We start from the raw sequence: 25,264 nt of genomic DNA, 5'->3' as shown, positions 1-25,264 counted from the left end.
AGGGCCTGCGCGGGCAGCTTCACTCCTTCGTCAGCGTCCCAGGTTGCTGTCCGCCGGGATGGTGCCGAGGCGGCCGGCCTGGAAGTCCTCCATGGCCTGCTGGAGCTCCCGGTGGCTGTTCATCACAAACGGGCCGTAGTGGGCGACCGGCTCGCGGATCGGCAGGCCGCCAAGCAGCACCAGCTCGAAGTTGGCGCTGCGGGAGTCCTGCTTCTCGTCGGCCCGGATGGTGAGGGAGTCGCCCTCGCCGAAGACCACCGCCTGGCCCATCTGGAACGGACGACGCTCCGAGCCGGCCGAGCCGCTGCCGGCCAGGCCGTAGGCCAGCGCGTTGAAGTCGGCTCGCCACGGCAGGGTGACCTCGGCGCCGGGGTTCACCGACACGTGGATCATCGTGATCGGGGTGTGGGTGGCACCGGGGCCCTGGTGGCCGTCGATGTCGCCGGCGATCAGCCGGACCAGCGCGCCGCCGTCCGAGGAGGCGAGCAGCTTGACGCTGTTGCCGCGGATGTCCTGGTACTTGGGCGCGATCATCTTGTCGGAGGCGGGCAGGTTCACCCACAGCTGGAGGCCGTGGAAGAGGCCGCCGGACAGCACCAGCGACTCGGGCGGGGTCTCGATGTGCAGCAGGCCGGAGCCGGCCGTCATCCACTGGGTGTCGCCGTCGGTGATGGTGCCGCCGCCGCCGTGCGAGTCCTGGTGGATGAAAGTCCCGTCGATGATGTAGGTGACGGTCTCGAAGCCCCGGTGCGGATGCCACGGGGTCCCCTTCGGCTCGCCGGCCTGGTAGTCCACCTCGCCCATCTGGTCCATCATGATGAACGGGTCGAGGTACTTCTGGTTGATCTTGGCGAAGGCCCGGCGGACCGGGAAGCCCTCGCCCTCGAAGCCCTCCAGGGCGGTGGAGACGGCCAGCACGGGGCGGGCGACGGCGTCGGGCGCGGGGGCCGCGATACGCGGCAGGACGAGCGGGTTCTCAACGGTCACGGCAGGCATGTCGGCCTCCTCGGGCAGATCAGGATTTGGTGTTCGGGACCGCGTTTCCGCAGGTCAGATCCCCGTTGTGAGTAGTCCCCCAACTGGGTTAGCTTTTCGGCTCCCCGGCCGCGTAATCCACCTCGCCCATCTGGTCCATCATGATGAACGGGTCCAGGTACTTCTGGTTGATCTTGGCGAAGGCCCGGCGGACCGGGAAGCCCTCGCCCTCGAAGCCCTCCAGCGCGGTGGAGACGGCGAGCGCGGGGCGGGGCCGGGCGTCGGGGGCGGGTGCCGCGATGCGGGGCAGGATCAGCGGGTTCTCTACGGTCACGGCGGGCATGTCGGCCTCCTCGGTGGGGGTGCTCTGTGGGCCTTCGTCGGCAAGATTAGTTCAACCTTCAACCAGAAGCAAGTTGAAGATTGAACTAAATGGTTGTGGAGCGGAGCCAGGGCCTCCTGGCCGTCCTACCCGTTGGGGGTCAGCCGTACATCCGGCGCATGGTGAAGTCCACCATCTGCTCCACCGCGCGGGCGTCGAACACCATCCGGTGCTCGCCCTCCATGTCCAGCGCGAAGCCGTAGCCGGTCGGCAGCAGGTCCAGCACCTCCGCGCCGGAGACCGTGAAGTGCTTGGACTCCTTGCCGGCGTAGCGGCGCAGCTCCTTGAGCGTGCTGAACATCGGGATCACCGGGGTGGGGGTGTTGTGCAGGGCGAGGAAGCCGGGGCGGTCGCCGCGCGGGCAGTGCACCTTCGAGGTGATGAAGATCGCCTGGAAGTCCTCCATCGGCATCGAGCCGGTGGTGAAGGCGCGCACCGCGTCTGCCAGTGACGGCGGCGAGGGCTCGGGGTAGAGCGACTGTCCGGCGGACTGGGCCTGCTCGCCGTAGCCGGGGCCGGCCTGGGTGCCGTAGCCCTGCTGCCCGTACGCGCCGCCCATGCCCTGCTGACCCGCCTGCTGGTAGGGGTCGCCGGGGTAGCCGCCGCTGGCGCTCTGCTCGTAGCCGTACACACGGACAGGCTATCGGGCCGGGGTGTCCTCGTGCGGCGGCCGATCCGGACAACCCGGCCTACCGTCCGGCTGTGGGGAGCTGACTATCCGGTCCTTCCCGTTGACCGGAGTGATGGCCTTCACGTCGGATTAACGTGCAGGGGCTTGATGAAGTTACTTACCGGTAGCATCATGGCCTGTACTGGCGGGTAGGGGCGTGATGGCGCACCCTGAGCGACGAACCGGAGAAATGGCCATGGGTCACTACAAGTCCAACCTGCGGGACGTGGAGTTCAACCTCTTCGAGGTGCTCGGCCGCGACCAGGTGTACGGCACCGGCCCGTTCGCCGACATGGACGTGGACACGGCGAAGAACATCCTCAGCGAGATCTCCCGCCTGGCGGAGAACGACCTGGCGGCCTCCTTCGCGGACACCGACCGCAACCCGCCGGTCTTCGACCCGGAGACCAACACCGCGCCGGTCCCGGCCGCCTTCCGCAAGAGCTACGACGCCTACATGGACGCCGAGTGGTGGCGCCTGGGCATCCCGGAGGGCATCGGCGGCCAGGTCACCCCGTCCTCGCTGGTCTGGGCCTACGCCGAGCAGATCCTGGGCTCGAACCCCGCCATCTGGATGTACTCCTCCGGTCCGGCCTTCGCCGGCGTCGTCTACGACGAGGGCACCGAGGAGCAGCAGAAGATCGCCCAGCGCATGGTCGAGAAGTCCTGGGGCGCCACCATGGTGCTGACCGAGCCGGACGCCGGCTCGGACGTGGGCGCCGGCCGCACCAAGGCGATCAAGCAGGAGGACGGTTCCTGGCACATCGAGGGCGTCAAGCGCTTCATCACCTCGGGCGAGCACGACATGTCCGAGAACATCATCCACCTGGTGCTGGCCCGCCCCGAGGGCGGCAAGCCGGGCACCAAGGGCCTGGGCCTGTACATCGTCCCCAAGTTCGACTTCGACTGGGAGACCGGCGAGCTGGGCGAGCGCAACGGCGCCTACGCCACCAACGTCGAGCACAAGATGGGCCTCAAGGCCTCGAACACCTGCGAGATGACCTTCGGCGCCAAGCACCCGGCCAAGGGCTGGCTGGTCGGCGAGAAGATCGACGGCATCCGCCAGATGTTCAAGATCATCGAGTTCGCCCGGATGATGGTCGGCACGAAGGCCATCGCCACCCTCTCCACCGGCTACCTGAACGCGCTGGAGTACGCCAAGGAGCGCGTGCAGGGCGCCGACATCGCCGACTTCCTGGACAAGAACGCCCCGCGCGTCACCATCACGCACCACCCGGACGTGCGCCGCTCGCTGATGACCCAGAAGGCCTACGCCGAGGGCATGCGCGCGCTGGTCCTCTACACCGCCTCGGTCCAGGACGACATGCTCGCCGCCCGCCTGCGCGGCGAGAAGGACGAGGCCGCCGAGCGCCTGAACGACCTGCTGCTGCCGATCGTCAAGGGCTACGGCTCGGAGAAGTCCTACGAGCAGCTGGCCCAGTCGCTGCAGACCTTCGGCGGCTCCGGCTTCCTGCAGGAGTACCCGATCGAGCAGTACATCCGGGACGCCAAGATCGACACCCTCTACGAGGGCACCACCGCGATCCAGGGCCTGGACTTCTTCTTCCGCAAGATCGTCAAGGACGGCGGCCAGGCGCTGACCGCGGTCTCCGAGCAGATCCAGAAGTTCCTCGCCGCCGGCGAGGGCGGCGAGGCGCTGGCCGCCGAGCGCGAGCTGCTCGCCAAGGCCGCCGGTGACCTGGAGGCGATCGTCGGCAAGACCCTGGCCGACCTCTCCGCGGTCGAGCAGGACACCAAGAACATGTACAAGGTGGGCCTGAACACCACCCGCCTGCTGCTGGTCTCCGGCGACGTGGTGGTCGGCTGGCTGCTGCTGCGCCAGGCCGTGGTGGCCCAGGCCAAGATCGAGGCCGGCGCCACCGGCAAGGACCTCGCCTTCTACCAGGGCAAGGTGGCCGGCGCGAAGTTCTTCGCCCGCAACGTGCTGCCGACCATCAGCGCCCAGCGCCTGATCGCCGAGGGCATCGACCTGGACGTCATGGAGCTGTCCGAGGACGCCTTCTGAGCGGCTCCATCCTGACCGCCTGACCCACCCTCAGCACCGTGGGGCCCGCACTCGTGCGGGCCCCACGGTGCTGTTCCGGTGGGGTTCGGGTGCGGTTCGTGGTCGCATTCCGGTCGCAGGTCGGTCGTGTTCCGGTCGGTTGATGTGAAGGTCTGATGGGCATCTGATGGATGGTGAGGTATTGCGGCCGGCCGGATCGGCGCCGCGGCGGACCGCCTGACAGCCACGGGACCCGGGGCTCCCGCCGGGCTGGTCGGACGGGGCCCGCACGGGGTCGGACGGGGCCGGGCAGACCGCTCGGAGGGCCGATCGAGCAGGTCGGAGGCGATACCCAACCTTGACCGTTCTGTCGGTGTACGGGCATATGCTCATGTGGGGAGGCCCCACGGCACCGGTTCTCCGCTATCCCTCGACCCAGGAGCAGCATGTCGCACGACGCCCGTCCGGTCTTCTTCGACCGGACGCACACCGACGACCTGATCGCCTATCTGGCCGCCGCGCCGTCGCCGTACCACGCGGTGGCCCAGGCGGCCGAGCGCCTGGAGAAGGCGGGCTTCCGGCAGGTCGCCGAGGCCGACGCGTGGGAGGGCACCGCGGGTGGCCGCTACGTGATCCGGGGCGGCGCGCTGATCGCCTGGTACGTGCCGAGCACGGCCACGCCCGCCACCCCGTTCCGGGTGGTCGGCACCCACACCGACTCGCCGAACCTGCGGGTCAAGCCGGTGCCGGACACCGGGTCGGCCGGGTGGCGCCAGGTGGCCGTGGAGATCTACGGCGGGGTGCCGCTGAACACCTGGCTCGACCGCGACCTCGGGCTCTCCGGCCGGCTGGTGCTGCGCAGCGGGGCGACCCGGCTGGTGCAGCTGGACGAGCCGCTGCTCCGGGTGCCGCAGCTGGCCATCCACCTGGACCGCCAGGTCAACGACAACGGCCTGAAGCTCGACAAGCAGCGCCACCTGACCCCGATCTGGGGCCTCGGGCCGGTGGACGAGGGCGGCCTGATCCGGTACGTCGCCGAGCGCGCCGAGCTGGACCCGGCCGAGGTGCTCGGCTGGGACCTGATGACCCACGACATCCAGCCGCCGTCCTACCTGGGCCGGGACCGCGAGCTGCTGGCCGGCCCCCGGCTGGACAACCTGCTCTCGGTGCACGCGGCCACCGCCGCGCTCGCCGCCGTGGCGACCTCGGCCGCCGCCGAGGAGCTGCCGTACATCCCGGTGATGGCCGCCTTCGACCACGAGGAGACCGGCAGCGAGTCGGACACCGGCGCGCAGGGTCCGCTGCTCGGCCGGGTGCTGGAGCGCAGCGTCTTCGCCCGCGGCGGCCACGACGAGGACCGGGCCCGGGCGCTGGCCGGCACCATCTGCCTCTCCTGCGACATGGGCCACGCGGTGCACCCCAACTACTCGGAGCGGCACGAGCCGGGCCACCACCCGGTGCCGAACGGCGGCCCGATCCTCAAGGTCAACGTCAACAACCGGTACGCCACCGACGGCGTCGGCCGGGCCGTCTTCGCGGCGGCCTGCGAGCGGGCGGGGGTGCCCTGGCAGAGCTTCGTCTCCAACAACGCGATGCCCTGCGGCACCACCATCGGCCCGATCACCGCGGCCCGGCTCGGCATCACCACGGTGGACTGCGGAATCGCCGCGCTCTCCATGCACTCGGCGCGCGAGCTCTGCGGGGCGCAGGACCCGTACCTGCTGGCCTCGGCGGTCAAGTCCTTCCTGGAGGGTTGAGAACGGCAGTGACGGCGGGTCAGGGGAGCTCCCCTGACCCGCCGTCGCGTTCTCCCCTACTCCAGGCCGGCGAGCACCAGCGGCAGCCGGCTCGCGCCACCGGCCACCAGCTTCACCGGCACGCCCCAGTCCTGCTGGTGCACGTGGCAGGCCGGGTACTCGATGTCCGGGTCGTCGTCGCAGGAGGCGGCCATCGCCGAGACGTGCAGCACGCCCTCGGTCAGCTCCGCGGAGAGCACCAGCTCGCGGGAGAGCGCGGTGTCCGCACCCGCGCCGGAGACCAGCAGCTCGGGCGGGGTCGCGCTGACCAGCAGCCGGGTCGAGGGGCCGTAGCGCTCGTCCAGCTTCTGGCCGGTCGGGGCGGAGAAGACCACGTCCAGCCGGAGCGTGCCGGGGGCCACCTCGGTGGCGGCGCGCTGGGTGCGGTGGGCGACCGACTCGACCTGCACCGCCTCCTCGGGGAGCCGCAGCCGGGTCAGCCGGTGCCGGGCCGACTCCACCACCACGATGTCCCCGTCCACCAGCACCGCGCCGGAGGGCTCGCGCAGGTCGGTGGCCAGGGTGGTCACCTCGCCGCTGCGCGGGTCGAAGCGGCGCAGCGCGTGGTTGTAGGTGTCGGCGATCGCCACCGAGCCGTCCGGCAGCGCGGTGACGCCCAACGGGTGCTGGAGCAGCGCCTGGCCGGCCGCGCCGTCCCGGTGGCCGAAGTCGAACAGGCCGGTCCCGACCGCGGTGCGGACCTCGTTGGTTTCACGTGAAACCCACCGCACGGCGGAGGTCTCGGAGTCGGCCACCCAGAGCTTCTCGCCGTCCGGGGAGACCGCCAGCCCGGACGGCTGGGCGAACCAGGCCTCGGCGGACGGGCCGTCCACCAGGCCCTCGTTGGTGGTGCCGGCCGCCACGGCGACCGTGCCGGCGGCCGGGTCGAAGGCCCAGAGCTGGTGCACGCCGGCCATCGCGATCCACACCCGGCCGTCGAAGAAGGCCACGTCCCACGGCGAGGAGAGGTCCACCCCGGTCGCCGGGCCGCTGGTCGGCGAGCCCTGCCACCACTGGCGGCCGGTGCCGGCCAGCGTGGTCACCGAGCCGTCGGCCAGCCGCAGGCCGCGCAGCGCGTGGTTGACCGTGTCGGCCACCACCACGTCGTAGCCGAGCTCCAGGCCCTCGGGCACCAGGGCCAGCCCCTGCGGCTCGCTGAACCGGGGCGCGGCACCGTCCACCAGCCCGCGCTCGCCGTCGCCGATCCGGCGCAGCACCGTCTCGCCGTCCGCGGCCAGCTCCACCAGCGAGTGGTGGCCGGAGTCCGCCACCAGGAAGCCGCCACCGGGCAGCCGCACCGCCTTGCCGGGGAACTTCAGCGCCCCGGCCACCGGCTCCGGCGGCACGTACGGCCCGTCGCCGCGGCGCAGCGTGCCCTTGGCCGCGTGCTCCTGCTCCAGCTCCTCCACCAGCCGCTCGATCGCGTGCGCGTGCCCCTCGCCGGCGTGCTGCGCGACCACGTACCCCTCGGGGTCGATCACCACCAACGTCGGCCAGGCCCGCACCGCGTACTGCTTCCAGGTCACCAGCGCCGGGTCGTCCAGCACCGGGTGCTCCACCTCGTACCGCGCCACCGCGTCCACCACCGCCTGGTGGTCGGCCTCGTGCACGAACTTCGGCGAGTGCACCCCCACGATCACCACGGTGTCGCGGTGTTTCTCCTCCAGCTCCCGCAACTCGTCCAGTACGTGCAGACAGTTGATGCAGCAGAAGGTCCAGAAGTCGGCGATCACGATCTTGCCCCGGAGGTCCGCCAGGGTCAGATCCTTGCCACCGGTGTTCAGCCAACCGCCCTCACCGACGAGCTCGGGGGCGCGGACACGTGCACGAGAAGCCATGCCCTCATCCAACCCCATCCGGGCGCGGCGGCATTCCACCCGCCCGCCCGGACAGGGCCTACGGTCGGGCGGCGGTCAGATCGTCGACGTACACCGAGCTCCGGCCGCTCGCGCCGGCCGCGGGGGTGAACTGGACGCCGATCTCCCGGACGTCGTCGAGGTCGGCCAGGCCGGTCAGCGGCAGGGTCAACGTCGTGCCGTCCGGGCCGATCGCCGCCGCCCCGCCGTCGTGCCAGGTCTGGTTCGGGCCGGTCTTGACGTAGAGCTTGGCCTGCATCCCGCCGGCCTGGCCGCCGCCCCAGGGCGCGGTGCGGGCCACCACGGAGAGGCCCGCGTACTTGCTGAGGTCGAACTTGCCGACGTGGCGCAGGGAGGTGCCGGGCCGACCCAGGTCGATGTCCTCCTTGAGCGAGTAGCTGCCGCTCGCCGACCACTCGATGACCGCCCACGGCCCGTCGAGCTGCTGGTCGCCGGTCCAGCCCTGGGCGGTGCCGTCCTCGAAGCCGGCCAGCAGGTCGCCGGGCGGCCGGGTCGGGCGGACCGGCGCCGTCGTCCCGGCGCGCGGCGGCAACTGGATCCCGCCGCGGTTGACCGTCCAGGGGGCGGTCAGCAGCTTCTGGCCACCGCGCTGGCTGGCCGGGCTCCAGCCGTCGTTCCAGGCCAGGAAGTACCTGGTGGCGGGGAACCGGTTGTGGATGGCGTCCGCCCACCGGCCGTAGTCGTAGGAGGAGGTGGCCGGCAGACCGGACCTGGAGTTGTTCGGCGGGCCGATCTCGGCGAAGGCGAACGGCTTGCCCAGCGCGACCAGCTCGTTGTAGCCCTGCGCGGCGGTCGGGTCGGCCAGGTAGCAGTCGAGGGCGACGACGTCGGTGTAGCCGGCCCCGGGGTAGTAGCCCGCCCGGTCGCCGGCGTTGCACAGCGGGGAGTAGACCCAGAGCAGGTTGTGCAGGCCCTTGGTCCGGGTCAGGTAGGTGTACATGTAGCGCCAGACCGTGGCGTACGCCGCCGGGTCCTGCCCGCTCCACCAGAACGCCTTGTTCCCGGAGCCGTTCATTTCGTGCATCGGCCGGAACAGCACCGGGACTCCGGCGGCGTTCAGTTCGGACAGTCCGGCCGCGATCTGGTCCATGGTCCGCTGCCAGGCCGCGCCGACCGCCGTGGTCGGGTCGGTGATCTGCCGGAAGTCGGCCAGGTGGGTGTAGAGCCCCTGGAGGTTCGGCTGCGCCGGGTTCGGCGCGTGCACGCTCACCGAGACTAGGCCGCCGCTCTGCCACCAGCTCTCCAACGTCGCGTCGCAGGAGGTGTCGATGGTCGAACTGCCGTCGGCCCCGTAGTCGCAGGCCAGAACGCCGGGGGACTGGCCGGTCTGCTGCTGCAGCCGCTGGGTCTGGGCCAGCGAGAAGGTGGAGCCGCTGTACCCCCCGAAGAAGCCGGAGGCCACGGGGCTGCCCGCCGGGCCCGGCGGTTGCGCCAGCCAGTCGAACACCTGCCTGGCGGCTGCGCTCGCCTGCCCGTCCGACGGTGCGACAGCTGACGGTGCGACGGCCGACTCCGAGGTGACGGGCGCGCTCAGCACGAGGGGAACGAAGAGCAACGCCCACACCAGTGCGCCTCGGTACTCCCGGAGTCTCTGCTTCATGGGTGCCAGTAGTAGCAGCAGGCGGTGAAGCACTCGCAGGCACCCGGACCCGGTTCGGCCGGTCGCGCCGGGAAGCGGGCCGAGTCCGTGTCGCAGCGGGGCGCCCGGGCCGGCGGGTGGTAGGCCGGGGGAAGGACGGTGACGAGCGCGGTGGAGGCGGCTGATGAAGTACCAGGTCAAGGAGCGGCTGTTCAGCATCGGTGAGGACTTCTGGATCGAGGACGACCACGGGGCCAAGGCGTTCCTGGTGGACGCGAAGGTGCTGCGGCTGCGGGACACCTTCGAGCTGAAGGACGCGGGCGGGCGGGTGGTCGCGGTGATCAAGGAGAAGACGCTGTCGGTGCGGGACGCCATGAAGATCGAGGACGCCCGGGGCACGGTGATCGCGACCGTGCACAAGAAGCTCTTCACGCCGTTCCGCGACAAGTACCACGTGGAGCTGCGGGACGGCGGGGAGCTGGAGATCCACGGGAACCTGATCGACAAGGACTACCGGATCGAGTCGCACGGCGACCGGATCGCCGAGATCTCCCGCAAGTGGTTCCGGCTGCGCGACAGCTACGGCGTGCGGATCGCCGACGGCGCGGACGCCGGTCTGCTGCTCGCCGTCGCGGTCTGCGTGGACCACCTGGTCGAGCAGGAGTGACGGGGGCCCGGGCGGGCGTCGGCTGACGGACGGTCAGAATGGGCCGCATGAGGATCGATTCACCGCAGGGACCGCTGGTGGTGCCCGAGGCCGTGCTCGCGCTGGCCGACGGGGACACGATCGAGGGGGTGTGGCGCAACGAGGCCGGCGGGCTGACCTTCCGGCTGGGGGAGCGGTTCGTGAAGTGGGCGCCGTCCGGGAGCGGGCTGGACCTGGCGGCGGAGGCGCCGCGGCTCGGCTGGGCCGGGCGGTTCGCGAGGGTGCCCCGGGTGCTCGGGCAGGGGGCGGAGGCGGCGGGGCAGTGGCTGCTGACCGCGGCGCTGCCCGGCGGGATGGCGGTGCTGGACGAGTGGAAGCGGGAGCCGGCCACCGCGGTGCGGGCGATCGGGCGCGGGCTGCGCGCGCTGCACGAGGCGCTGCCGGTCGAGGACTGCCCGTTCGACTGGTCGACGGGGACCCGGCTGGCCAGGGCCCGCCGGGGGAGCGGGCCGGCCGACTGGCACCCGGAGCACCGCCACCTCGGCACCGCCGAGCGCGCGCTGGCCCTGCTCGCCGATCCGCCGCCGGTGGACCGGCTGGTGGTCTGCCACGGCGACGCCTGCGCGCCCAACACCCTGATCGGCCCGGACGGCGAGTTCGCCGGCCACGTGGACCTCGGCGCCCTCGGCCTGGCCGACCGCTGGGCCGACCTGGCCGTCGCCACCTGGAGCACCAACTGGAACTACGGCCCCGGCTGGGAGCTGCCGCTGCTGGCCGCCTACGGGGTCGAGCCCGATCCGGTCCGCACCGCCTACTACCGGCTGCTCTGGGACCTGACCTGAGGCCGGCTCAGCCCCGGGCGGCCAGCGCGCCGGACAGCCGCTCGCGCGCCGCCGGCCACTCCTCGGCGAGCATCGCGAAGTAGACGCTGTCCCGCCAGCTGCCGTCCTTGCGGCGGCGGGCCCGGCGGAAGGTGCCCTCGTGCTGGGCGCCGAGGCGGCGGATGGCGTTCTGCGAGCGCTCGTTGAGGTTGTCGGTCTTCCACATCACCCGGCCCATGCCGAGCTCCTCGAAGGCGTGGGTGAGCAGCAGCAGCTTGGACTCGGTGTTGACGGCGGTGCGCCAGACGGCGCGGCCGTACCAGGTGCCGCCGATCTCCACCCACTCCTGCGCGGGGTTGGCGTCGTAGAAGCAGGTGACGCCGACCGCGCGGGCCGCCGGGCCGTCGGTGGCGATGACGGCGAAGGCGACGCAGCCCTCCGTGCCGAGGTAGCCGTCGACCACCGCGGCCATCTCCGCCTCGGTGCGCGGCTCGGCCCAGCCCAGCCAGCGGAACACCTCCTCGTCCCCGCCGGCGGCGGCGAACAGGTCGGCGGTGTGCCCGGGGGCCAGCGGCTCCAGGCGGACGTGGCGGCCGGTCAGGGTGACGGGGGCGGGAGTCTGTGCGCTCATGCCCGGAACGGTAGTGCGCAAATGAACTAGATGCAATGGTTGATTGAACTAGTGCAAATAGGAAAGCCCATGGAAAGGGCCCCGGGCGGCACGCCCGGGGCCCTGTGCTTCCGTCCTGACCGGAGCCCGGCCTACAGGAAGGAGTTGATCTCGATCGTCTCGGTCCGGCCGGGGCCGACGCCGATCGCCGAGATCGGCGCGCCCGACATCTCCTCAAGCGCCTTCACGTACGCCTGCGCGTTCTTCGGCAGCTCGGCGAAGGTGCGCGCCGCGCTGATGTCCTCGCTCCAGCCGGGCAGGTACTCGTAGACCGGCTTGGCGTGGTGGAAGTCGGTCTGGCTGTACGGCAGCTCGTCGACCCGGCGGCCGTCGATCTCGTACGCGACGCAGACCGGGATCTGCTCCCAGCCGGTCAGCACGTCCAGCTTGGTGAGGAAGAAGTCGGTCAGGCCGTTGACCCGGGTCGCGTAGCGGGCGATCACCGCGTCGAACCAGCCGCACCGGCGGTCACGGCCGGTGGTGACACCGCGCTCGCCGCCGATCCGGCGCAGCGCCTCGCCGTCCGCGTCCAGCAGCTCGGTCGGGAACGGGCCGGAGCCGACCCGGGTGGTGTAGGCCTTGAGGATGCCGATCACCCGGTCGATCTTGGTGGGACCGATGCCGGCGCCGGTGCAGGCGCCGCCCGAGGTCGGGTTGGACGAGGTGACGAACGGGTAGGTCCCGTGGTCGACGTCCAGCAGGGTGCCCTGGCCGCCCTCCAGCAGCACGACCTTGCCGGCCTTCAGCGCCTCGTCCAGCACCAGCGTGGTGTCGGCGAGGTAGGGGCGGATCTGCTCCGCGTAGCCCAGGTACTCCTGGACCACCAGGTCGGCCGGCATGGCGCGGCGGTTGTACAGCTTGACCAGGATCTGGTTCTTGTGGTCGAGCGCCGCTTCGACCTTCTGGATCAGGATCGACTCGTCGAAGAGGTCCTGGACCCGGATGCCGATCCGGTTGATCTTGTCCGCGTAGGCGGGGCCGATGCCGCGGCCGGTGGTGCCGATCTTGCGCTTGCCGAGGAACCGCTCGGTCACCTTGTCCAGGGTGCGGTGGTACGGCGTGATCAGGTGCGCGTTGCCCGAGATCAGCAGCTTGGAGGTGTCGATGCCGCGCTCGTTCAGGCCCGCGAGCTCGGAGAGCAGCACGCCCGGGTCGATCACCACGCCGTTGCCGATCACCGGCACGACGTTGGGGCTCAGGATGCCGGAAGGCAGCAGGTGCAGGGCGTACTTCTGGTCGCCGATGACCACCGTGTGACCGGCGTTGTTGCCGCCCTGGTAGCGGACGACGTAGTCGACGGAGCCGCCGAGGAGGTCCGTCGCCTTCCCCTTGCCCTCGTCTCCCCACTGGGCACCAACGAGCACGAGTGCCGGCACAGGCGTACACCCCTTCCGGTTGGGGCATCCTGCGTAGGCCGCAGTCTGCCCCGAGATAGACGAAGCCCCTGGCGCAATAGCGCAAGGGGCTCTTGCACCGAGAGATTACCTGAGGAAGGACCGGTCGTGTCGTCCCAGTCCACGCCCGCCCCCCAGCCCCCCGACGCAGCCGGACCGCCCGGCGCCGCACCGTTGCTGGTGCTGCTCGACCCGGCCGCCAAGGCCGCGGACGGCGAGGCGGTGCGGATCGCCCGGGACGTGCTCAGCGGCGGGACGGACGTGAAGGTCGCGGTGCCGGCCAGCGCGACCGAGTTGGACAAGGTGCTCTCGCACCGCGGACGGCGCCGTCCGGTGGTGGTCGGCTCCGACCTCGCGCTCCAGCGGGTGGTCCAGGCCCTGCACCGGCAGGGGGAGTTGGCGGCCGGCCCGGTCGCCCTGGTGCCGGTGGGCAGCGGCCGGGAGGTGGCGCTGGCCCGCGCGCTCGGGGTGCCGCTGGAGCCGGTGGCGGCGGCCCGCGCGGTGCTCGCCGGAGTGCCCCGGCAGCTGGGGCTGCTGCTCGACGACGGGGACGGCGTGGTGCTCGGCGAGGTGCGGATCCCCGGTCGGCGGGGCAGCCATTCGGGCGGATGGCGTTCGCTCTGGGCGAAACTGATTGCAGCCGAGCAGGTGGAGCATCCCGGCGAGCGGCTGCGGGTCGAGGTGGACGGCCGCGAGCTCGGCGGCGCCGGGCGGCCGCCGCGACTGGTCGCGCTGCGGCTGCCGGCCGGCGGGGAGGCGGTCGAGGTGGTGGTCCGGGCGGCCGGCTCCGGGCGCACCCTGCTGCGGGTCCGGGCCTCCCGGGTCACCGTGGCCGGCCGCGCCTTCGGCTACGAGGCGGACGGCTGCCCGGCCGGCCCGGTGCCCGAGCGCACCTGGACGGCGCACCCGGGAGCCTGGCGGCTGGTGCTCCCGGTGGCCTGACGGACGCCCCGCGGACACCTGCGGGCCACCCGCCGGCCGGAGAGTGAGCGAGGTCACCGTCGAACACCCGATCCCCCTCCAGCCTGGCGACCCGCTCTGGTAAGGGGTTTCGTCTACGCGCGTCGCTGGTCAAACCGCCTGGCCCGGGCCACTCCCGGCGGCCAGAACCGGTGCGAACTGCCCTAGACTCGAAGGCGTGCCACGTGGTGACGGAAGACTCAACCACGATCTTCTTCCCGGCGAGAAGGGCCCCCAGGACGCATGCGGCGTCTTCGGGGTCTGGGCTCCCGGCGAGGAGGTCGCCAAGCTCTCGTACTTCGGCCTCTATGCCCTGCAGCACCGCGGACAGGAATCCGCGGGAATCGCAGTGAGCAACGGCTCCCAGATTCTCGTCTTCAAGGACATGGGACTGGTCTCCCAGGTCTTCGACGAGGCCTCGCTGGGGTCGTTGCACGGGCATATCGCCGTAGGACATGCCCGCTACTCGACCACCGGGTCCTCGGTCTGGGAGAACGCCCAGCCGACCTTCCGGGCGACCGCGCACGGTTCGCTCGCGCTCGGTCACAACGGAAACCTGGTGAACACCGCCGAACTGGCGGAGATGGTCGCCCAGCTGCCCGGTGCGGAGCACGTCTCCCGCTCCGGCCGCACGGCCGCGACCAACGACACCGACCTGCTCACCGCCCTGCTGGCCGGCCACCCGGACCTGTCGATCGAGGAGACCGCCCGCACGGTGCTCCCGAAGGTCCGCGGCGCCTTCTCGCTGGTCTTCATGGACGAGCACACCCTCTACGCGGCCCGCGACCCGCAGGGCATCCGCCCGCTGGTGCTGGGTCGGCTGGAGCGCGGCTGGGTGGTCGCCTCCGAGACCTCGGCCCTCGACATCTGCGGCGCCTCCTTCATCCGCGAGGTGGAGCCGGGCGAGCTGATCGCGATCGACGAGAACGGCATGCGCAGCTCGCGCTTCGCCGAGGCCAAGCCCAAGGGCTGCGTCTTCGAGTACGTGTACCTGGCCCGCCCGGACACCTCGATCGCCGGCCGCAACGTCTACCTCTCCCGGGTCGAGATGGGCCGCCGGCTGGCCGCCGAGGCCCCGGTCGAGGCCGACCTGGTGATAGCCACCCCCGAGTCCGGCACCCCGGCCGCGATCGGCTACGCCGAGGCCAGCGGCATCCCGTTCGGCGCCGGCCTGGTGAAGAACGCCTACGTCGGGCGCACCTTCATCCAGCCCAGCCAGACCATCCGTCAGCTCGGCATCCGGCTCAAGCTCAACCCGCTGCGCGAGGTGATCGAGGGCAAGCGCCTGGTGGTCGTGGACGACTCGATCGTCCGCGGCAACACCCAGCGCGCCCTGGTCCGGATGCTCCGCGAGGCGGGCGCCGCCGAGGTGCACATCCGGATCTCCTCGCCCCCGGTGAAGTGGCCGTGCTTCTTCGGCATCGACTTCGCCACCCGGGCCGAGCTGATCGCCAACGGCATGACGGTGGAGGAGATCGGCCGCACCCTGGGTGCCGACTCGCTCTCCTACATCTCGATCGACGGCATGATCGAGGCCACCAAGCAGCCCAAGGACAAGCTCTGCCGGGCCTGCTTCGACGGCGAGTACCCGATGGAGCTGCCGGACCCGGCGCTGCTCGGCAAGCTGCTGCTGGAGGCGGAGATCGCCGGCAGCCAGCAGCCCCCCGCCACCCGGGGCAAGCCGACCTCCGACCTCGACGGGGTGCAGTCCCTGCTCGGCGGTCACGGTGCGGCCGACGCGCTGCGCCGACCGTAGGACCACACGGCGGGGCCCCGAAGAACCGGGGCCCCGCCGTTCTCAGCAACCCCCACTTGACCCGAGAGGGCCGCACGCAGTGACCACCAATGAGAGCGGCGCCACCTACGCCGCCGCCGGAGTCGACATCGAGGCGGGCGACCGCGCCGTCGAGCTCATGAAGCAGTGGGTGAAGAAGACCAACCGGCCCGAGGTGGTCGGCGGCCTGGGCGGCTTCGCCGGGCTCTTCGACATCTCCGCCCTGAAGCGCTACGAGCGTCCGCTGCTGGCCTCCGCCACCGACGGCGTCGGCACCAAGGTCGCGCTGGCCGCCGCGATGGACAAGCACGACACCATCGGCCACGACCTGGTCGGCATGGTGGTGGACGACCTGGTGGTCTGCGGCGCCGAGCCGCTCTTCATGACCGACTACATCTGCGTCGGCAAGGTCCACCCGGAGCGGGTCGCGCAGATCGTCAAGGGCATCGCCGAGGGCTGCGTGCTGGCCGGCTGCGCGCTGGTCGGCGGCGAGACCGCGGAGCACCCGGGCCTGCTCGGCCCGGACGAGTACGACGTGGCCGGGGCCGGCACCGGCGTGGTCGAGGCCGACCAGCTGCTCGGCGCCGACCGGGTGCGGGCCGGCGACGTGGTGATCGCGATGGCCGCCTCCGGCCTGCACTCCAACGGCTACTCGCTGGTCCGCCACGTGCTGCTGAACCAGGCCGGCTGGCAGCTGGACCGCGAGGTGCCGGAGTTCGGCCGCACCCTGGGCGAGGAGCTGCTGGAGCCCACCCGGATCTACTCGCTGGACTGCCTGGCGCTCACCCGGGCGACCGAGGTGCACGCGTTCTCGCACGTCACCGGTGGTGGCCTGGCGGCGAACCTGGCCCGGGTGATCCCGGACGGGCTGCACGCCCGGCTGGACCGCGGCACCTGGACCCCGCTGCCGGTCTTCCAGACCGTGGCCGAGGTGGGCCGGATGAAGACCCTGGAGATCGAGAAGACCCTCAACATGGGCATCGGCATGGTGGCCGTGGTGCCGCCGGAGTCGGTGGACGTGGTGCTGTCGATCCTGGAGGACCGCGGCGTCGAGGCCTGGCTGCTCGGCGACATCGTGGACCGCGGCGCGGAGCACGCGGACGGCGCGGCGCTGTACGGCGACTACGCGAGCTGATCGAACGGTCGAGCGGGCCCTCCGGGGCCCGCTCGCTGTTTTTCCCGGTCCGACCGGCCCCGAGCACGCCGAAAACCGGCCCGGCGCTCAGGCGCTCGGACCGGTCAGGGCAGGGACGTCAGACGCGTCGGCGGGACTGGTGGTGGCCGGCGTCGGCCTCCTCCTCGTCGTCCTCGTCGTCGTTGTAGTAGTCCGCGTAGGCGGCGTAGGGGTCGTCCTCGTCCTCGTCAACCGGCTCTGGGTTGACCGGACGGACGGGTGTAACGCCCAGCTCGCTGGACAGACGGTTAGCGTCGAAGCCGCCGCTGTTGTACTTCAGCTCGCGGGCGACCTTCGTCTGCTTGGCCTTGGCCCGGCCGCGCCCCATGGGTCGACCCCCTCAACGATGGGGCTCACGGCCCCGAGTCTGACACGTGTTCATGATCAGGAGCGGCTCGCCCGAATCGGGATAGCCGTCCCTTGGAGCATCAACGGTACCTGTTTCCGCCCCCGGACGGTACGTCGCCGGTGTGACGTGGCGCGCACTGTCGCCCCGCCGAACCAGGACCCGCCTGGTCGGACGGGGAATTCCGGGCGATCCCAGGGTGCCCGGCGGGTGGACCGGGACCGTCGTTCCGGCACTGATTATCCCCCGACCGTGGCGCCTGGGGCGCCCGATCGGGGGACAAGCCGCAATCCGGGTCCACATTGTGATGCGGCCGGTGCCACGGAGCGTCAGCCCCGGCGTGCGCCCGGCAGCAGGATCGTGCGCAGGGCGCTGATCTCGCGCATCCGGCGCTCGGCCAACCGGTCCGCGGCGACCGCCGGCGGGATCCCGTCGTCGGCGGCCCGGGTGAAGATCTCCAGGGTGGTGTCGAAGATCTTGGTGGCCTTGTTCTTGGCCCGCTCGAAGTTGAAGCCGTCGATCTCGTCGGCCACCTGGATCACGCCGCCGGAGTTCACCAGGTAGTCGGGCGCGTACAGGATGCCGCGGTCGGCCAGGTCCTTCTCCACGCCCGGGTGGGCCAGCTGGTTGTTGGCCGCGCCGCAGACCACCATGGTGCCGGCCGCGCTCAGCTGGGCGACCGTCTCGTCGTCCAGCGCGCCGCCGAGCGCGCACGGGGCGTACACGTCCAGGGAGGAGCCCAGCAGGGCCTTGGTGTCGGCGACCACCTCGACGTCCGGGTGGGCGGCCCGGACGCGGTTGACGGCGGCCTCGAACGGGTCGGTGACGACCACGGTGGCGCCGTCCGCGACCAGGTGGCCGACCAGGTAGTGGCCGACCTTGCCGACGCCGGCCACGCCGACCCGCTTGCCGCGCAGGGTCGGCTGGCCCCAGCGGGCCTGGGCCGAGGCGCGCATGCCCTGGAAGACGCCGAAGGCGGTCAGGATCGAGGAGTCGCCGGCGCCGCCGTGCTCCGGCGAGCGGCCGGTCACGTAGTCGCACTCGCGGGCCACCACGTCCATGTCCTGGACGTAGGTGCCCACGTCGCAGGCGGTCACGTAGCGGCCGGCCAGCGACTGGACGAAGCGGCCGTAGGCGCGCAGCAGCGCCTCGGACTTGTCGCCGCCCTCGGCCTTCGGGGCCGGGTTGCCGATGATCACGGCCTTGCCGCCGCCGAGGTCGAGACCGGCCAGCGCGTTCTTGTAGCTCATCCCGCGGGACAGCCGCAGCGCGTCCTCCAGCGCCTCCTCCTCGGAGGCGTACTGGTGGAACCGGGTGCCGCCGAGGGCCGGGCCCAGCGCGGTGGAGTGGATGGCGACGATCGCCTTCAGGCCGGTGGTGCGGTCGTGGCAGAGCACGACCTGCTCGTGCCCGTCGCCCGGGACGCCGTCCTGCTCGGTACGGAAGATCCGGCTCAGCACACCTGGTGCGGGGTGCACAGCGGAATCGGTGCGTACGTCGGTCACTGTGGTGACTCCAGTATCTGCGGGCCCGCTGCTGTGGTGCGGGCCATCTAGGGCGAAGCCTAGTGCGGAGCCCGGCCGCCGGACTCCCCTCGGTACGGACCGGATCCGGGCCCGCAGAACGGCCGGATCATGCGGTCCGGTGCCTCCCGCTGAGCCGGTGCCCCGTGCGACGATGCAGGGCGTGACCGCTGTGCGCACATCCGTGCTGCCGCCCTACGCCGCCCACCTGCGGGTGTACGAGCCGCTCGCGGCGCTGCCCGAGCCGGACCGGCTGCGTTGGCAGGCCAGGCTGGCCGCGCACGGCCCGGACGCGGCCTCGGCGGACGAACCGGTGGCGCGGGCGGCGCTCGAAGCGCAGCGGGAGGCGCTCGCCGGCCTGCTGCCCCGGCCGCCGCGCGCCCGGCCCGACGTCGAGGGCGACCGGGCCTTCCTGCGGGTGGTGGACTCGGTCACCTACGTCTGCCCGTGGGCCACCCGGCTGCGCAACTGGCAGGCGCTGGAGGAACTGCGGGACTCGCTGCCCGTCGCGCTGCTGGACACCGTGCTGCCGCGCCGGGCGCGGGAGGAGGCGCTGGCCGCCCAGGAGCGCTGGCGCTCGGCCCACCCGGACGCCCGGCCGTGGATCCTGACCAGCCGTTGGGAGGTTCCGGTGCGCTGGTTCCTGCCGTTCGGCGCCGAGGACCGGCGCTACCGGCCGGCGGGCGGGCCGGGCGACGGGGCGCGGGCGGAGGAGCCGGCCGCGCTCTTCTACCTGACCAGCATGGCCCAGGCCCGCCGCCGGGTGGCCCGGAGCTACCGGGTGCTGCGGGAGCGGGTCCGCGACGCGGCGCTGACCGGCGGCGCGGAGGAGGTGGGCCGGTGGCTGGAGGAGTTCCACCCGCGCTCGCTGGTGGAGCTGGACTACGGCGGGCTGGTGCACGTGATCGGCGAGCGGGCCCTGGCGGCCGACCACTCGGCGGGAGAACTGGCGGACGGTCTGGCGGCGCTGCGGGAGGGCGACGCGGAGGCGGCGGCGGAGGCGTATGAGACGGTGACGGAGCGCTGGCGGCAGGTGCAGGCACTGCGGTCGGCCAACTGACCGCTGACGGGGGATCAGGCCGCCTCGGTGGCCGGATGGTGACGAGTTGTCCGGGGGGACTGCTTGTATGACGGGGGAGCACGGGACACCGGAGCGCTGCGGCGCGTCCTGGTGCGTGCGAGTTCTAGGGGGTTCAGTGGAGTGCAATCGGCCGTCGGGCTGGGTAGGAAAGATGTTCGGGACCCTTGGGACCAAGGTCCCGGTTCGGGTCAATACTCCACTAACGTGACACTACTCACCGTTGACGCGAAGTCACGGCTAACGGTAAAAATGGGACAAGCCGCCCAACTCTCCTCAGTCCTGCCCACTTTTGGGTGGATCTGGGGTCGGTGTGCCCTTTGGGGGGAAACGATAGGTCTGGGTGGCCCATAACCGAATGTCGCGAACTCGTGACTGTCCGTTATGGGATGGTCCATAGCCTTCCGTCGCTCTTGAACCCGTGAGGGGCCAATTTTGGCGGTTTGGTCGATAGGGCTGGACGGATGGTGTAGTTGTAGACACCAGGACAAGCCGTTCGTCCTATAACCGACTCGGTCCGTCCGTGCCATTTCGGGCATCGCGGGCCAAGGTGCAGAATTTGAAGGATAGAACCGCCCTGGTTCGGTTCTCCGAGGAGGCCGCTCATGACCGCTCGTACCCCTGACGCTGAACCCCTGCTGACGCCGGCGGAGGTCGCCACCATGTTCCGGGTGGACCCGAAGACCGTGACCCGGTGGGCGAAGGCCGGGAAGCTCACGTCCATCCGCACGCTCGGCGGCCACCGCCGGTACCGGGAGGCGGAGGTGCGGGCGCTGCTGGCCGGTATCCCCGCCCAGCGCACCGAAGCCTGAGGCGCCGCGGCGGGTCGCTCAACCCGCCGCCGCAGCACGTGACAGAGGGGGTCGTCCCCCGGACTCCGCCGGGTCCGGGGAACGGCCCCCTCCGGCATGTCCGGGACCGCTTTCCCGCGGGCGCCCCCAGGGGGCGTCAAGGGCGCCCTAAGGGCCGTAAAAGTCGTGGGATGTTTATTCGGTCGCCATGTCGGGCGACATGAGCATCAACTATTACATGGCTGTCATTTGACCGGACAATGATGGTGCAATGGAGAACTTTTGTGACTCCAGTGGCGCTGGGAAATCCGGTTGGCGGGGGCGGGGAAAGCATCGGAAAGACAGTGCAATTTTACATATTAAATGTCGAGGTCCTGGAGGGGCGTCGGAGTCGCCCGAGTTCAAGGGAAGATAAGTGACGACGGTCACACATGTCGTCCTTGTGGCGCGGACCGGCGTGTCGATAATGCGGCTGACGGTCCGTCGGAGGCCGGGCGGGCCGGCTCGGCCGGAGAACGACGAGAGGCCCGGAACCTCTCGGTTCCGGGCCTCTCGCTCGTGGCGACCCTGACGGGACTTGAACCCGCGACCTCCACCTTGACAGGGTGGCGAGCTAACCAACTGCTCCACAGGGCCTGGAAGTTCACTGCTGTTCGCAGTGTTTGTCACTGCTCTGCGCGGTGACAAGACAGATCGTACTGCATCGCGGGGCCCCAGGTCGAACCGGCTGCCGAGGGCTCACCGGCCCGACCTGGGGCAGGGCTCAGAGGGTGGCCCGGGCCGCGTCCATCGCCTTGAGGATCCGCTTCTCCGAGACCGGCGCCGGGGTGCCCAGCGACTGGGCGAAGAAGCTCACCCGCAGCTCCTCGATCATCCAGCGGATCTGCCGGACCTCTTCGCTCGGCTGCTGGCCGGTCGGCACGGCCGCCAGCAGCTCGCCGTACGCCCGCTGCACCTCCTGCACCTTCGAGAGGTTCAGGGCGTCGCGCTGCGGGTGGTTGGGCAGCGCCTCCAGCCGGCGGTCCACCGCGATCAGGTAGCGCTTGACGTCCCCCAGCCGCTGCCAGCCGGTCGCCGTGACGAAGCCCGGGTGCACCAGCGAGGCCAGGTGCAGCTTCACGTCGTTCACGGCGGCCAGCAGCACCGGGCTCTGCACCGTCCGCAGCCGGTTGCCGGCCCGGTGGTAGGCGATCAGGGCGGAGGCGGTCTTCAACGTGGTGTCGGCGGACAGCTCGTACAGGTCGGCCCGGACCTTGTCGTAGAGCTTGGTGAAGGACTCGGCGTCCCAGGCCACCCCGCCGTTCAGGGTCATCAGGCGGTCCACCGCGCAGGCCGTGATGTCCTCGAAGAGGGCCGGGACCGAGCCGTGCGGGTTGTAGGAGAGTGCCAGCTTCGCCTGGTTGCCGAGCCGGGCCTGGATCTGCTTCGCGGGCGAGTTGCACACGAGCAGCAGCAGCCGGCGGGTGCCCTGCCACATCGCCTGCTGCTGGGCCGCCGGGGTGTCGTAGAGCCGGATCGAGACCGAGTCGCCGTCGTCGGTCAACGCCGGGTAGGCGCGCAGCGAGTGGCCGCGCGAGCGCTGCTCGAAGGTGCGCTGGATCAGCGGCAGGTCGTCCGGCCAGGCGGTCAGGCCGGTGCGCTCGATGCCCCGGCCGCTGGCTGCGGCCGCCGAGGAGAGGGTCTCCTTGAGCTTGGGGGTCAGCCGCAGCCGCAGCTCCTCCAGGTCCTTGGACTCGGCCAGCTTCCGCTTGCCGTCCACCACCCGGAAGGTGACCTTGAGGTGGTCCGGGACCCGCTCGTCGTCCCAGGCCTCCGGCGGGATCGGGATGCCGGACATCCGGTGCAGCACCCGCTCCAGCGAGGGCAGCAACGGCTCCTGGCGGTCGGTCAGTTCGCGCAGGGCGGCCTTGGCGAAGTCCGGCGCGGGCACGAAGTTGCGCCGGACCGCCTTCGGCAGCGTGCGGATGTGCGCGGTGACCAGCTCCTCGCGCAGGCCCGGGATCTGCCAGTCGAAGCCCTCCGCCGAGACCTGGTTGAGCACCGGCAGCGGGATGTGCACGGTCACGCCGTCCGCGTCGCTGCCCGGCTCGAACTGGTAGGTCAGCTGCAGCCGGAGCTTGCCCTGCTGCCAGTGGTCCGGGTAGTCGGCCTCGGTGACGCCGCCGGCGGCGTCGTTGATCAGCATCGACTTCTCGAAGTTGAGCAGGTCCGGCTGGTCGTGCCGGGCCTTCTTCCACCAGGAGTCGAAGTGCCGGGTGGAGACGACCTCCTCCGGCAGCCTCGCGTCGTAGAAGTCGAACAGGGTCTGGTCGTCCACCAGGATGTCCCGGCGGCGGGCGCGGTTCTCCAGCTCCGCCACCTCGCCGAGCAGCGTGCGGTTCTCGGCGAAGAACCGGTGGTGGGTCTCCCAGTCGCCCTCCACCAGGGCGTTGCGGATGAAGAGTTCGCGGCAGAGCGCGGGGTCGATCCGGCCGTAGTTCACCCGGCGCTGGGTGACGATCGGCACGCCGTAGAGGGTGACCCGCTCGAAGGCCATCACCGCGCCGGCCTTCTTCTCCCAGTGCGGCTCGCTGTAGTTGCGCTTGATCAGGTGGCCGGCCAGCGGCTCGATCCACTCCGGCTCGACCTTGGCGTTGATCCGGGCCCACAGCCGCGAGGTCTCCACCAGCTCGGCCGACATCACCCAGCGCGGCGGCTTCTTGAACAGGCCGGAGCCCGGGAAGACCGCGAAGCGGGCGCCGCGGGCGCCGCCGTACTCGCGCTTCTCCACGTCGAACAGGCCGATGTGGGAGAGCAGGCCGGCCAGCAGCGACTGGTGGATCCGGTCGGCGTCCGGCTCGACGTCGTCCCTGGCCTCCTCGATGGTCACGCCGAGCTGCTTGGCGACGGTGCGCAGCTGGACGTAGATGTCCTGCCACTCCCGTATCCGCAGGTAGTTCAGGAACTCGCTCTTGCACATCCGGCGGAACGCGGAGGAGGAGAGCTCGCGCTGCTGCTCCCTGACGTAGCGCCACATCGCCAGGTAGGAGAGGAAGTCGGAGGTCTCCGAGGTGAAGCGGCGGTGCCGCTCGTCGGCCGCCTGGCGCTTCTCGGTCGGCCGCTCGCGCGGGTCCTGGATGGAGAGCGCGGCGGCGATCACCATGACGTCCCGGACGCAGCCGTTGCGGTCCGCCTCCAGCACCATCCGGGCCAGCCGGGGGTCCACCGGCAGCTGGGCCAGCTTGCGGCCGAGCGGGGTCAGGCGCTTCTTCGGGTCCTGCGCCTGCGGGTCCAGCGCGCCGAGCTCCTGGAGCAGGTTGACGCCGTCCTTGATGTTGCGGGAGTCCGGCGGGTCCAGGAACGGGAAGGCGGCGATGTCGCCCAGACCGGCCGCGGTCATCTGCAGGATCACCGAGGCCAGGTTGGTGCGCAGGATCTCGGCGTCGGTGAACTCGGGGCGGGCGAGGAAGTCCTCCTCCGAGTAGAGCCGGATGCAGATGCCGTCGCTGGTGCGGCCGCAGCGGCCCTTGCGCTGGTTGGCGCTGGCCTGGCTGATCGCCTCGATCGGCAGCCGCTGCACCTTGGTGCGGTGGCTGTAGCGGGAGATCCGGGCGGTGCCCGGGTCGATCACGTACTTGATGCCGGGGACGGTGAGCGAGGTCTCCGCGACGTTGGTGGCCAGCACGATCCGGCGCCTGGTGGAGCGTTGGAAGACCTTGTGCTGCTCGGCCGAGCTGAGCCGGGCGTAGAGCGGGAGCACCTCGGTGAACTTCAGGTTCAGTTTCTCCAGGGCGTCGGCGGTGTCCCGGATCTCCCGCTCGCCGGAGAGGAAGACCAGGATGTCGCCCGGGCCCTCGGACTGGAGCTCCTCGGCCGCGTCGCAGATCGCCTGGACCTGGTCGCGGTCCCGGTCCGCCTCGTCGGGCGCGTCGTCCTCGTCCTCCCCCTCGCCCTGGGCCACCAGCGGGCGGTAGCGGACCTCGACCGGGTAGGTGCGACCGGAGACCTCGACGATCGGGGCGTCCTCGAAGTGGCGGGAGAACCGCTCCGGGTCGATGGTCGCCGAGGTGATGACCACCTTGAGGTCGGGGCGGCGGGGGAGCAGCTGCTTCAGGTAGCCGAGCAGGAAATCGATGTTGAGGCTGCGCTCGTGCGCCTCGTCGATGATCAGGGTGTCGTACTGGCGCAGTTCGCGGTCGGTCTGGACCTCCGCCAGCAGGATGCCGTCGGTCATCAGCTTGACCAGGGTGTCCTGGCCCACCTGGTCGGTGAACCGGACCTTCCAACCGACTGTCCCGCCCAGCGGGGTGCCGATCTCCTCGGCGATCCGCTCGGCCACCGTGCGGGCGGCGATCCGGCGCGGCTGGGTGTGGCCGACCAGGCCCTTGACGCCGCGGCCGAGCTCCAGGCAGATCTTCGGGATCTGGGTGGTCTTGCCGGAGCCGGTCTCACCGGCCACGATCACCACCTGGTGGTCCCGGATCGCGGCCAGGATCTCGTCCTTCTTCTGGCTGACCGGCAGTTCCTGCGGATAGCTGATCCGCGGGACGGCCGCGCGGCGCTCGGCCAGCCGCAGCTCGGCCCGGTCGATCTCGGCCGCGAGCTCGGCGGCGACCGCCTGCCGGGCCTCCGGCTTGCGGACCCGGCGGGCCCCGTCCAGCCGCCGGCCGATCCGCTGCTGGTCCCGCAGCATCAACTCGGGCAGCCGGGCCGCCAGCTCACCGATGGTGGTCGCGTCGGCGGACTGGGCGGCGGGGGAACTCATCGCGGGCATCCCTCAAGGGTCGCAAGGAGGCGCGGGCAGGCGCACCTCAGTTTTCCGGG

The 25,264-nt window shown here is 71.3% G+C and carries 18 protein-coding genes, 1 tRNA gene and 1 pseudogene; 9 read left to right on the top strand and 11 right to left on the bottom strand.

Annotated features, from left to right (window positions below; translation table 11 throughout):
* Positions 1-30 precede the first annotated feature (30 nt).
* The 3 genes and pseudogenes from FHX73_RS11970 to FHX73_RS11960 form a co-directional block, all read right to left on the bottom strand.
* Entirely contained in the window at positions 31-996 is a 966-nt protein-coding gene (locus FHX73_RS11970; protein ID WP_145904991.1) for a pirin family protein, read from the bottom strand.
* A 94-nt stretch (positions 997-1,090) separates the two neighbouring features.
* Positions 1,091-1,318 (bottom strand): annotated as a pseudogene (locus FHX73_RS11965) (pirin family protein); the annotation flags it as partial.
* A gap of 139 nt (positions 1,319-1,457) precedes the next feature.
* Positions 1,458-1,988: an SseB family protein gene (locus tag FHX73_RS11960; RefSeq protein ID WP_246213475.1), complete on the bottom strand. Its 531-nt coding sequence runs from the start codon at positions 1,986-1,988 to the stop codon at positions 1,458-1,460.
* 235 nt (positions 1,989-2,223) lie between these two features.
* Here FHX73_RS11960 and FHX73_RS11955 point away from each other — a divergent pair, with 235 nt between their 5' ends.
* Together FHX73_RS11955 and FHX73_RS11950 are read left to right on the top strand one after the other, a co-directional pair.
* Complete coding sequence (locus FHX73_RS11955; protein ID WP_145904990.1) at positions 2,224-4,053, top strand: acyl-CoA dehydrogenase; 1,830 nt, start codon at positions 2,224-2,226, stop codon at positions 4,051-4,053.
* Between the two features lie 425 nt (positions 4,054-4,478).
* Positions 4,479-5,789: a M18 family aminopeptidase gene (locus FHX73_RS11950; protein ID WP_145904989.1), complete on the top strand. Its 1,311-nt coding sequence runs from the start codon at positions 4,479-4,481 to the stop codon at positions 5,787-5,789.
* 56 nt (positions 5,790-5,845) lie between these two features.
* Here FHX73_RS11950 and FHX73_RS11945 read toward each other — a convergent pair whose 3' ends face one another.
* Complete coding sequence (locus tag FHX73_RS11945; RefSeq protein ID WP_145904988.1) at positions 5,846-7,666, bottom strand: NHL domain-containing thioredoxin family protein; 1,821 nt, start codon at positions 7,664-7,666, stop codon at positions 5,846-5,848.
* Between the two features lie 58 nt (positions 7,667-7,724).
* Positions 7,725-9,305: a glycosyl hydrolase gene (locus FHX73_RS11940; RefSeq protein WP_170304893.1), complete on the bottom strand. Its 1,581-nt coding sequence runs from the start codon at positions 9,303-9,305 to the stop codon at positions 7,725-7,727.
* A gap of 163 nt (positions 9,306-9,468) precedes the next feature.
* Here FHX73_RS11940 and FHX73_RS11935 point away from each other — a divergent pair, with 163 nt between their 5' ends.
* Positions 9,469-9,951 carry an LURP-one-related/scramblase family protein gene (locus tag FHX73_RS11935; RefSeq protein WP_145904986.1) on the top strand — a complete coding sequence of 161 codons (483 nt, stop codon included), beginning with the start codon at positions 9,469-9,471 and terminating at the stop codon, positions 9,949-9,951.
* A 47-nt stretch (positions 9,952-9,998) separates the two neighbouring features.
* Positions 9,999-10,772, top strand: a complete 774-nt coding sequence (locus FHX73_RS11930) for an aminoglycoside 3'-phosphotransferase (protein WP_211786176.1) — start codon at positions 9,999-10,001, stop codon at positions 10,770-10,772.
* Positions 10,773-10,779: 7 nt separating this feature from the next.
* On the opposite strand, the gene FHX73_RS11925 is transcribed toward FHX73_RS11930, so the two are convergent.
* Both FHX73_RS11925 and FHX73_RS11920 read right to left on the bottom strand, forming a co-directional pair.
* Positions 10,780-11,382, bottom strand: coding sequence for a GNAT family N-acetyltransferase (locus tag FHX73_RS11925; RefSeq protein ID WP_145904984.1), 603 nt, complete (start codon positions 11,380-11,382; stop codon positions 10,780-10,782).
* Positions 11,383-11,513: 131 nt separating this feature from the next.
* On the bottom strand, positions 11,514-12,797 hold the full coding sequence (locus FHX73_RS11920; protein ID WP_145904983.1) for an adenylosuccinate synthase: 1,284 nt from the start codon (positions 12,795-12,797) through the stop codon (positions 11,514-11,516).
* A gap of 126 nt (positions 12,798-12,923) precedes the next feature.
* Between FHX73_RS11920 and FHX73_RS11915 the strand changes: the two genes are divergently transcribed.
* The 3 genes from FHX73_RS11915 to purM all read left to right on the top strand — a co-directional run bounded on the left by FHX73_RS11915 (position 12,924) and on the right by purM (position 16,684).
* Positions 12,924-13,757, top strand: coding sequence for a diacylglycerol kinase catalytic domain-containing protein (locus tag FHX73_RS11915; protein WP_342795296.1), 834 nt, complete (start codon positions 12,924-12,926; stop codon positions 13,755-13,757).
* Positions 13,758-13,953: 196 nt separating this feature from the next.
* On the top strand, positions 13,954-15,531 hold the full coding sequence (gene purF, locus FHX73_RS11910; RefSeq protein WP_145904982.1) for an amidophosphoribosyltransferase: 1,578 nt from the start codon (positions 13,954-13,956) through the stop codon (positions 15,529-15,531).
* 79 nt (positions 15,532-15,610) lie between these two features.
* The gene (gene purM / locus FHX73_RS11905) at positions 15,611-16,684 is read left to right on the top strand and encodes a phosphoribosylformylglycinamidine cyclo-ligase (RefSeq protein WP_145904981.1); all 1,074 of its coding nucleotides are present in this window, start codon (positions 15,611-15,613) and stop codon (positions 16,682-16,684) included.
* 118 nt (positions 16,685-16,802) lie between these two features.
* Here purM and FHX73_RS11900 read toward each other — a convergent pair whose 3' ends face one another.
* Together FHX73_RS11900 and FHX73_RS11895 are read right to left on the bottom strand one after the other, a co-directional pair.
* Positions 16,803-17,051: a DUF3073 domain-containing protein gene (locus tag FHX73_RS11900; protein WP_145904980.1), complete on the bottom strand. Its 249-nt coding sequence runs from the start codon at positions 17,049-17,051 to the stop codon at positions 16,803-16,805.
* A 347-nt stretch (positions 17,052-17,398) separates the two neighbouring features.
* A complete protein-coding gene (locus FHX73_RS11895) occupies positions 17,399-18,574 on the bottom strand; it encodes a Glu/Leu/Phe/Val dehydrogenase dimerization domain-containing protein (protein ID WP_425461377.1) in 1,176 nt (391 codons plus the stop codon).
* Between the two features lie 181 nt (positions 18,575-18,755).
* On the opposite strand from FHX73_RS11895, the gene FHX73_RS11890 reads away from it, so the two are divergent.
* Both FHX73_RS11890 and bldC read left to right on the top strand, forming a co-directional pair.
* On the top strand, positions 18,756-19,652 hold the full coding sequence (locus FHX73_RS11890; RefSeq protein ID WP_246213474.1) for a DUF8083 family protein: 897 nt from the start codon (positions 18,756-18,758) through the stop codon (positions 19,650-19,652).
* 623 nt (positions 19,653-20,275) lie between these two features.
* A complete protein-coding gene (bldC, locus tag FHX73_RS11885; RefSeq protein ID WP_014137253.1) occupies positions 20,276-20,482 on the top strand; it encodes a developmental transcriptional regulator BldC in 207 nt (68 codons plus the stop codon).
* Between the two features lie 538 nt (positions 20,483-21,020).
* Here bldC and FHX73_RS11880 read toward each other — a convergent pair.
* A tRNA-Asp gene (locus FHX73_RS11880) sits at positions 21,021-21,097 on the bottom strand.
* 127 nt (positions 21,098-21,224) lie between these two features.
* Positions 21,225-25,205: an ATP-dependent RNA helicase HrpA gene (gene hrpA, locus FHX73_RS11875; protein WP_145904979.1), complete on the bottom strand. Its 3,981-nt coding sequence runs from the start codon at positions 25,203-25,205 to the stop codon at positions 21,225-21,227.
* Positions 25,206-25,264: the final 59 nt, after the last annotated feature.

It is taken from the genome of Kitasatospora viridis, from assembly GCF_007829815.1.
Classification (GTDB): Bacteria; Actinomycetota; Actinomycetes; order Streptomycetales; family Streptomycetaceae; genus Kitasatospora; species Kitasatospora viridis.
Note: the sequence above shows the minus strand (reverse complement) of the source record. Positions and strands in the feature narration are given on the sequence as shown.

Bases quoted from the DNA above. Each gene is read 5' to 3' on its own strand.
- FHX73_RS11970 (WP_145904991.1), bottom strand. From the start codon at position 996: ATGCCTGCCGTGACCGTTGAGAACCCGCTCGTCCTGCCGCGTATCGCG.
- FHX73_RS11955 (WP_145904990.1), top strand. From the start codon at position 2,224: ATGGGTCACTACAAGTCCAACCTGCGGGACGTGGAGTTCAACCTCTTC.
- FHX73_RS11950 (WP_145904989.1), top strand. From the start codon at position 4,479: ATGTCGCACGACGCCCGTCCGGTCTTCTTCGACCGGACGCACACCGAC.
- FHX73_RS11945 (WP_145904988.1), bottom strand. From the start codon at position 7,666: ATGGCTTCTCGTGCACGTGTCCGCGCCCCCGAGCTCGTCGGTGAGGGC.
- FHX73_RS11940 (WP_170304893.1), bottom strand. From the start codon at position 9,305: ATGAAGCAGAGACTCCGGGAGTACCGAGGCGCACTGGTGTGGGCGTTG.
- FHX73_RS11935 (WP_145904986.1), top strand. From the start codon at position 9,469: ATGAAGTACCAGGTCAAGGAGCGGCTGTTCAGCATCGGTGAGGACTTC.
- FHX73_RS11930 (WP_211786176.1), top strand. From the start codon at position 9,999: ATGAGGATCGATTCACCGCAGGGACCGCTGGTGGTGCCCGAGGCCGTG.
- FHX73_RS11925 (WP_145904984.1), bottom strand. From the start codon at position 11,382: ATGAGCGCACAGACTCCCGCCCCCGTCACCCTGACCGGCCGCCACGTC.
- FHX73_RS11900 (WP_145904980.1), bottom strand. From the start codon at position 17,051: ATGGGGCGCGGCCGGGCCAAGGCCAAGCAGACGAAGGTCGCCCGCGAG.
- bldC (WP_014137253.1), top strand. From the start codon at position 20,276: ATGACCGCTCGTACCCCTGACGCTGAACCCCTGCTGACGCCGGCGGAG.
- hrpA (WP_145904979.1), bottom strand. From the start codon at position 25,205: ATGAGTTCCCCCGCCGCCCAGTCCGCCGACGCGACCACCATCGGTGAG.